General features: G+C 65.4%; 2 protein-coding genes. One reads left to right on the forward strand and one right to left on the reverse strand.

Annotated elements, in window-relative coordinates; genetic code table 11:
* The first annotated feature begins 54 nt into the window (after window positions 1–54).
* Entirely contained in the window at window positions 55–711 is a 657-nt protein-coding gene (locus EN750_RS35225) for a uracil-DNA glycosylase (RefSeq protein ID WP_127399340.1), read from the forward strand.
* Between the two features lie 17 nt (window positions 712–728).
* On the opposite strand, the gene EN750_RS35230 is transcribed toward EN750_RS35225, so the two are convergent.
* Window positions 729–1,195, reverse strand: a 467-nt coding sequence (locus EN750_RS35230; protein ID WP_127399341.1) for a GH25 family lysozyme, incomplete at its 5' end; no start/stop codon positions are given.

Genomic DNA, 1,195 nt, shown 5'->3' on the forward strand with positions numbered 1-1,195 from the left:
GCGCAGGCCCGAGCCGGCCGAAGTCGACGAGGACGATTACTGAGGCCGGTCGCCATGACCGTCCTTTCCGCCTCCGAACCCGGCCGCGACTGCCCGCTCTGCCCGCGGCTGCACGACTTCATCGCCGAGTGGCGGCAGCGCGAACCATCCTGGTTCAATGCGCCGGTGCCGACTTTCCTGCCCTCGGAAGGTGACGCGACGGTCCAACTGCTGATCGTCGGGCTGGCGCCCGGCCTTCGCGGTGCCAACCGAACGGGCCGCCCGTTCACCGGCGACTATGCCGGCGACCTGCTCTACTCGACACTGATTTCGCACGGTTTTGCACGCGGCGAATTCAAGGCCAGACCCGACGACGGATTGGAGCTTGTCGGCACGGCGATCACCAATGCCGTGCGCTGCGTGCCGCCCGAGAACAAGCCGGTGGGCGCCGAGATTGCCACCTGCCGGACATTCCTGGTGCCGACGATCGCCCGGTTCCCTAATTTGCGCGCCGTGCTGGCACTGGGATCGATCGCGCATCAGTCGACGGTGCGGGCGCTGGGTGGGCGCGTCGCCGCCTACCCGTTCAAGCATGGCGGGCAGCTGCCGGCCGGTGGCGTCACGCTGTTTTCGAGCTATCACTGCTCACGCTACAACACCAATACCGGCGTGCTGACCGAAGCGATGTTCGTTAGCGTTTTCAGCCAGATATCGGAATTCTTGCAGAAATAGAGCCGGGTGCCAGCGGATCAGCTTGGCGGCGCAAACAGTGCACTCAACGCACCGGGCCCACCCTGCAGCACATTCAGGTCGACATCGCCATTGATGCCGTCAACGCGACCCCTGTTGTGGTACTGCCAGTAGACCCAGTCGTCGCGATCCGGCTCCAGGAGCAATGAGCGGAGCCAGAGCGGACGGGCAGCAATGCGCCCTGCATACGCTTCCGCTGCGTCGTCGGTCAGATAGACCACCGCCGGCTTGCCGAACGCCGCCTCGACTGGAGCGAGGAACGCGGCCAGTTCGGCGTTCAATTGTTCGGGCGTCGGCCGCTGCGGGCAGTTGCCGCCGAATTCGATATCGACCACGGGTGGCAGCAGGGGCTGATCGTGCGGCACCACCGAGATGAAATTCTTCGCCTGGTCCGCACCCGGCCGGCAAAAGGTGAAAAAGTGATAGGCGCCGACGGCGAGACCGGCGGCCCGGGCCTCTTCCAGAT

Origin of the sequence: Mesorhizobium sp. M7A.F.Ca.ET.027.03.2.1 (assembly GCF_003999175.1) — a bacterium.
Taxonomy (GTDB): domain Bacteria; phylum Pseudomonadota; class Alphaproteobacteria; order Rhizobiales; family Rhizobiaceae; genus Mesorhizobium.